The 6,660-nt window shown below is 74.1% G+C and carries 7 protein-coding genes and 1 pseudogene; all 8 read left to right on the top strand.

Translation table 11 applies throughout. The features are described from left to right. A pseudogene (locus tag ACWDRW_RS40040) lies at positions 1-112 on the top strand (sugar phosphate isomerase/epimerase); the annotation flags it as partial. Between the two features lie 485 nt (positions 113-597). After that, the gene (locus ACWDRW_RS40035) at positions 598-1,767 is read left to right on the top strand and encodes an inositol-3-phosphate synthase (RefSeq protein ID WP_451733443.1); all 1,170 of its coding nucleotides are present in this window, start codon (positions 598-600) and stop codon (positions 1,765-1,767) included. Positions 1,768-1,880: 113 nt separating this feature from the next. Continuing rightward, complete coding sequence (locus ACWDRW_RS40030) at positions 1,881-2,852, top strand: SCO3242 family prenyltransferase (protein ID WP_451733449.1); 972 nt, start codon at positions 1,881-1,883, stop codon at positions 2,850-2,852. Then, positions 2,849-3,730, top strand: coding sequence for a sugar phosphate isomerase/epimerase family protein (locus ACWDRW_RS40025; protein ID WP_451733441.1), 882 nt, complete (start codon positions 2,849-2,851; stop codon positions 3,728-3,730). The genes ACWDRW_RS40030 and ACWDRW_RS40025 overlap by 4 nt, the downstream gene beginning before the upstream one ends. Before the next feature lie 53 nt (positions 3,731-3,783). Continuing rightward, complete coding sequence (locus ACWDRW_RS40020) at positions 3,784-4,365, top strand: EboA domain-containing protein (RefSeq protein WP_451733446.1); 582 nt, start codon at positions 3,784-3,786, stop codon at positions 4,363-4,365. Then, on the top strand, positions 4,365-5,213 hold the full coding sequence (locus ACWDRW_RS40015) for a TatD family hydrolase (protein WP_451733438.1): 849 nt from the start codon (positions 4,365-4,367) through the stop codon (positions 5,211-5,213). The genes ACWDRW_RS40020 and ACWDRW_RS40015 overlap by 1 nt, the downstream gene beginning before the upstream one ends. Before the next feature lie 3 nt (positions 5,214-5,216). After that, positions 5,217-6,386, top strand: coding sequence for a metabolite traffic protein EboE (eboE, locus tag ACWDRW_RS40010; RefSeq protein WP_451733435.1), 1,170 nt, complete (start codon positions 5,217-5,219; stop codon positions 6,384-6,386). Next, positions 6,383-6,660, top strand: a 278-nt coding sequence (locus tag ACWDRW_RS40005; protein ID WP_451733432.1) for an alkaline phosphatase family protein, incomplete at its 3' end; no start/stop codon positions are given. The genes eboE and ACWDRW_RS40005, both read left to right, overlap by 4 nt.

Here is a 6,660-nt window from a genome sequence, read left to right as displayed (position 1 = left end):
CGGCATGGACCGGCTCCAGGGCGCCCCCGAGGCGCTGACCCGCCTGAAGGCCTTCGACTTCGACCCCCCGTCCGCGTCCTTCGACGCCGCGTTCGCAGGCGGCGACAAGTAGGCGCAGCCGCGCCACATCCCTTCGGGCTCCGCTTGGTTCCTCCCCTCCTGCGCGGGGCACGACCAGACCGGTGCCCGGCGGCGGAGAGCCGTCGGGCCGGTCAGGGCTGCCCGCAGGTCTCTTTGTCCTCGACCGGGAAAAAGTTCCTCCCATTCGTTGCACGAGGGCTACCCGCCGAGGACGAACCGGGCTACGGTCCCCCTCGTATACAGGCGCCACACAGCGGTTCGCGACGTACGGCGCATTCCGGCCTCACGCGCTCACCGCTCGTCCGACCGGCCTACGGAGGACATCCGTGCTGCACACCGCAGGGCCAACAGCCCTCAGGTACACCGCACTTGCCCCGCCGCCCATTTCGACGCCGTAACCCCGCCGCCCCCACAGCAGCCCTCGCGGGCCGCGGCCCCAGCCGTCCCCTTGCCCGGCGGTGGGCGGGAGGCCCCGCGCCCCCGCCCACCGTCCTCCACCCCCATCGGATGCTCGACATGGCAGGAAGGCAGCCCGTGAACAACGACGGGAACGCATCACAGCCCCGGACCGGCGGGCCGACCGCACGCACCGGGGTCTGGTTCGTCGGAGCCCGCGGATCGGTGGCCACCACCGCCGTCGCCGGATGTGCGGCGGTCACCGCCGGACTGCATGCGCCCACCGGCATGGTCACGGAGACACCGCCGTTCGACGGCACCGGCCTGCCACCCCTGTCCTCCCTCGTGTTCGGCGGCCACGACACCGCCGACTGCCCGCTGCCCAAGCGGGCCGAACACCTCACCGGCGCGGGCGTCCTGCCGCACGGCCTCACCTCCGCCGTGCGGGCCGAACTCCAGGCCGCGGACCGGGAGATACGGCCCGGCGGCCCGCTCCCGGGCGACACGCGCGACGACGAAGACCTCATCGCGGACTTCGCCGCCGACCTCACCGCGTTCCGCGAGCGCAACGACCTGGTCCGGGTGGTGGTCGTCAACGTCTCCTCCACCGAGCCCCTGCCCGCGCCCGACGCCGTACGGCTGCCGCCCAGCTCCCTGTACGCGGCCGCCGCCCTGCGCGCCGGCTGTCCCTACGTCAACTTCACGCCGTCCACCGGGCTGCGCACCCCCGCTCTCACGGACGCCGCCGCGGCGGCCGGGCTTCCGCACACGGGCCGCGACGGCAAGACCGGCCAGACCCTGCTGCGGGCCGTGCTCGCCCCCATGTTCGTCCAGCGCGCCCTGGAGGTACGGGCCTGGTCCGGCACCAACCTGCTGGGCGGCGGCGACGGGGCGGCGCTGGCCGACCCGGCGGCGGCCGCGGCGAAGAACGCCGGCAAGGAGCGCGTCCTCGCCGACACCCTGGGGCACACGCCGGAGGGCGAGGTGCACATCGACGACGTGCCCGCGCTCGGTGACTGGAAGACCGCCTGGGACCACATCGCCTTCGAGGGCTTCCTCGGCTCGCGGATGATCCTGCAGACCATCTGGCAGGGCTGCGACTCGGCGCTCGCCGCACCCCTGGTCCTGGACCTGGCCCGGCTGGTGGCCCGCGCCCACGAGGCGGGGCTGTCCGGCCCGCTCCCGGAACTCGGCTTCTACTTCAAGGACCCCGACGCCGGACCGGCGGGCCTCGCGGAGCAGTTCACCGCCCTGCTGTCGTTCGCCGACCGGCTGCGGGAGGCCCGGTGATCCGCTCCCTGCTGGCCCGCCTCGCCCCACCCGCACCCGAGCGAGCCCCGCAGGCCGCCCGACCGGACAACGACCAGGACCGCGCCGTGCCGGTGCGTGAGCGGCGGGCGCGGCTGCGGGACTGGGCCGAACTGCTGCGTGTCTCGGCCCTGTTCACCGTGCCCGGGGACGCCCTCGCCGGTGCCGCGGCGGCCGGCGTGCGGCCCAGCCGGAACACGGCCTACGCCGTCGGGGCCTCGCTCTGCCTCTACGAGGCGGGCATGGCGCTCAATGACTGGGCGGACCGCGACGAGGACGCCGTCGACCGCCCGCATCGCCCTCTTCCCTCCGGCCGGATCTCCCCGCGGGCGGCGCTGGGCGCGGCCGGCCTCCTGACGGCGGCCGGTCTGACGCTCGCCGCCCGCGCCGGCCGACCCGCGCTGGCGGTGGCGTCGGCACTGACCGCCACGGTCTGGGCGTACGACCTGCGCCTGAAGCACACCCCCTTGGCGCCGGCGGCCATGGCGGCGGCCCGCGCCCTCGACCTCCTGCTGGGCGCCGTGGCGAGCACCTCGGCACCCACCGCGACGCGGCCGGCGCGAACGGCCGCTGACACCGCACCCGCTGGAGTGCCTGGGGGGCCCTCCGCCGCGACCGGTCCCTCCGCGCGGGCGGCGTCCCCCCTCACGACCGGCCCCTCCGTAGGCGCCGCGGCCCCCGCCGCAGCGGTGCTGGCCGCCCACACCTACGCCGTCACCGCCGTCTCCCGGCACGAGGCGCACGGCGGTTCGGCGCTCACCCCCCTCACCGCGCTCGGCGCGACCACCGCCTTAGGCCTGCTGCTGGCCCGCACGCCCACGAAGGCGGGCATCGTTTCGGTGCTGACGGCCGCCTCGTACGTCCGCACCGCCGCCGTGCCCCTGCTGCACGCCACTCTCAACCCCTCCCCGCCCCTGACCCAGCGCGCCGTCGGGGGAGGGATCCGCGCCATGATCCCGCTGCAGGCCACCCTCGCCGCCCGGTCCGGATCGGCCGGGACCGCACTGACCGTCCTGGGCCTGGTACCCGTGGCCCGCACGCTCGCCCGGAGAGTGAGTCCCACGTGAGCCGCCGACAGCAACTCCGCCTCGGTTACGGCACCAACGGCCTCACCGATCTGCGTCTCGACGACGCGCTCTGCGTGCTCGCCGATCTGGGCTACGACGGCGTCGGGCTGACCCTCGACCACATGCACCTCGACCCGCTCGCCCCCGATCTGCCCGCCCGCACGGCGAAGGTCGCCCGCAGGCTCGGCGAACTCGGTCTGACCGCCACGGTGGAGACCGGTGCCCGCTACGTGCTCGACCCGCGCCGCAAGCACGGTCCCTCGCTGCTCGACCCGGACCCCGAGGGGCGTGCCGCCCGGATCCGGCTGCTGCTCACGGCGGTCGAGGTCGCGGCGGACCTCGGAGCGCACGCCGTGCACTGCTTCAGCGGCGTCACGCCACCCGGCACCGACGACGACACCGCCTGGCAGCGCCTTCAGCTGGCGCTCGAGCCGGTGCTGGACGCGGCGACCGGCGCCGGAGTGCCGCTCGCGATCGAACCCGAACCGGGACACCTCCTGGCCACCCTCGCCGACTTCCACCATCTGCGCACCTCGCTGGGCAGCCCGGCCACGCTCGGGCTGACTCTCGACCTCGGCCACTGCCAGTGCCTCGAACCGCTCCCTCCCGCCGACTGCGTCCGCGCCGCCGCGCCCTGGCTGCGGCACGTGCAGATCGAGGACATGCGCCGCGGGGTGCACGAGCATCTGCCGTTCGGCGACGGCGAGATCGACTTCCCGCCCGTCCTGGACGCCCTCACCGCCACCGGCTACCAGGGCCTGACCGTCGTGGAGCTGCCCCGCCACTCCCACGCCGGGCCGGAACTGGCCCGCTCCTCCATCGAGTTCCTCCAGGCCGCCGTGGCGATCACCACCACGAAGGGAGTGCCGGCGTGCTGACCCAGCCCCCGGACCGGACCCGCGACCGGATCAGCGCGGCGCTGCCCGACGAGATGGCGCGCGCCTGGTTCGCGGCAGCCATGGCCGACGCCACCCGCGCTGCGCAAGCCCTCCCCACAGCCCCCACCTCGTACATCGCCCACCCCTGGGAGCTGCGGTTCGCCGCCGCCGGGCGGCACTGCGGCCACGACAACGCCGACGCCGTCCGCATGCAGCTGCTGGTCGAGGCACGGGCGGGACTGGACACCCTGACCCGGCTCTACCAGCACGGCAGTGCCGCCGAACGCCGCGCCGTCCTGCGGGCGCTGCCGTCCCTGGTCGACGGAGGGCAGGCCGTACACCTCATCGAGGCTGCCCTGCGCACCAACGACACCAGCCTGGTCCGTGCCGCGGTTGGCCCCTACGCCGCCGCCCACCTCGACGCGCACGCCTGGCGCCACGCCGTGTTGAAGTGCCTGTTCACCGGCGTCCCCCTCGACGCGGTCGCGAGCCTGGCGCGGCGGGCGGCCGGCGACGGCGAACTGGCCCGCATGCTCACCGACTACGCCGCCGAGCGGACCGCCGCCGGCCGTGCCGTCCCCGACGACCTCGGCCGCGTGCTGACCCTGACGGGCGAAGAGCCCAAGGAGCGTTGATGCGTATCTTCGACCCGCACATCCACATGACGTCACGCACCACCGACGACTACGAGGCCATGCACGCCGCGGGTGTGCGCGCCGTCGTCGAACCGTCCTTCTGGCTCGGCCAGCCCCGCACGTCGCCGGCGAGCTTCTTCGACTACTTCGACGCCCTGTTGGGGTGGGAGCCGTTCCGCGCCGCCCAGTACGGCATCGCCCACCACTGCACCCTCGCGCTCAACCCCAAAGAGGCCAACGACCCCCGCTGCACGCCGGTGTTGGACGCGCTGCCCCGCTACCTCGTCAAGGACGGCGTCGTCGCCGTCGGCGAGATTGGCTACGACGCCATGACACCGGCCGAGGACACGGCGCTGGCCGCCCAGCTCCAGCTCGCCGCCGACCACGGGCTGCCCGCCCTCGTCCACACACCCCACCGCGACAAGCTCACCGGCCTGCACCGCACCGTCGACGTCGTACGCGAGTCGAACCTGCCCCTGGACCGGGTCCTGCTCGACCACCTCAACGAGACGACGGTCCAGCACGCCAAGGACAGCGGCTGCTGGCTCGGCTTCTCCGTCTACCCGGACACCAAGATGGACGAGGACCGCATGGTCACGATCCTGCGGACGTACGGAACGGAAAAGGTCCTCGTCAACTCGGCCGCCGACTGGGGCAAGAGCGACCCGCTGAAGACCCGCAAGGTCGCCGACGCCATGCTCGCGGCAGGCTTCGGCGAGGACGACGTCGAGCGGGTGCTGTGGCACAACCCGGTCGCCTTCTACGGACTCAGCGGCCGCCTCCGGCTGGACGTCCCGCAGGCGCAGGACCTGCACGAGGGCAACTCCATCCTGCGCGGCGGTGAGTGACCCATGCGCTTTCGCCATCCCGACGGCTCCACCGTCCACCTCGCCTACTGCACCAACGTCCACCCCGCCGAGACCCTCGACGGCGTCCTCGCCCAACTGCGCGACCACTGCGAGCCGGTCCGCAGGAGTCTCGGGCGCGACCGCCTCGGCATCGGCCTGTGGCTCGCCAAGGACGCCGCCCACACACTGATCAGCGACCCCGCGGCCTCACGGGAACTGCGCGGCGAACTGGACCGCCGGGGCCTGGAGGTCGTCACGCTGAACGGCTTCCCCTACGAGGGGTTCGGCGCCGAAGAGGTCAAGTACCGCGTCTACCGGCCGGACTGGACCGACCCCGAACGCCTCGAACACACCACCGACCTGGCCCGCCTCCTCACGGCACTTCTGCCGGACGACGTCACCGAGGGCACCGTCTCCACCCTTCCGCTCGCCTGGCGGACCGGCTTCGACGAGCGTGCCGCCGCCACCGCCGGCGCGGCGCTGACCACCCTGTCGGGGCGGCTGGACGCGCTGGAGGAGCTGACCGGCAAGTCGATCCGTATCGCCCTCGAACCGGAGCCCGGCTGCGCGGTGGAGACCACCGCGGACGCGATCGGACCACTGACCGCGCTGCCCGGCGACCGTATCGGCGTGTGCGTGGACACGTGCCACCTCGCCACCTCCTTCGAGGAGCCGGCCACGGCGCTGGCCGCGCTCGCCGCGGCCGGTGTCGGCGTCCCCAAGGCACAGCTGTCGGCCGCCCTGCACGCCGAGGACCCCCGCCTGCCGGAGGTCCGCGACGCCCTCGCGGCCTTCGCCGAACCGCGTTTCCTGCACCAGACCCGCACCCTCACCCCCGCGGGACTGCGTGGCACCGACGACCTCGACCAGGCGCTGGCCGGTGCGGCCCTGCCCGACCGGACCCCCTGGCGCGCCCATTTCCACGTCCCCCTGCACGTCCCACCCGCCGCACCGCTCACCTCCACTCTGGACGTGCTGCGGGAAGCCCTCGCCCTCCTGGTGGGAGGCGACGAGCCGCGCACCCGACACCTGGAGGTCGAGACCTACACCTGGCAGGCCCTGCCGCCCGAGCTGCGCCCCCGCACCCGAGCTCAGCTGGCGGCCGGGATCGCCGCCGAACTCACCCTCGCCCGCGACCTGTTGACCGATCTCGGCCTGAAGGAGCTGCCATGAGCAACCGCCCCACCGCGCTCCTGGTCCTCGACGTCGTCGGCCTCACCCCCCGTCTCCTCGACCACATGCCCCACCTCAAGGCGCTGGCGGCCGCCGGCTCCCGTGCCACGCTCGGCACCGTCCTGCCCGCTGTCACCTGTGCCGCCCAGTCGACCTTCCTCACCGGCACCCACCCGTCCGAGCACGGCATCGTCGGCAACGGCTGGTACTTCCGCGACCTCGGCGACGTCCTGCTGTGGCGCCAGCACAACGGCCTCGTCGCCGGCGACAAACT

The sequence above is a fragment of the Streptomyces sp. NPDC003635 genome, assembly GCF_053587635.1.
This window is presented reverse-complemented; position numbering and strand designations above follow the sequence as displayed.

What these genes read in the sequence shown, in the direction of transcription:
- eboE (WP_451733435.1), top strand. Translation starts at nt 5,217, where the DNA reads ATGCGCTTTCGCCATCCCGACGGCTCCACCGTCCACCTCGCCTACTGC.
- ACWDRW_RS40020 (WP_451733446.1), top strand. Translation starts at nt 3,784, where the DNA reads ATGGCGCGCGCCTGGTTCGCGGCAGCCATGGCCGACGCCACCCGCGCT.
- ACWDRW_RS40015 (WP_451733438.1), top strand. Translation starts at nt 4,365, where the DNA reads ATGCGTATCTTCGACCCGCACATCCACATGACGTCACGCACCACCGAC.
- ACWDRW_RS40035 (WP_451733443.1), top strand. Translation starts at nt 598, where the DNA reads ATGGCAGGAAGGCAGCCCGTGAACAACGACGGGAACGCATCACAGCCC.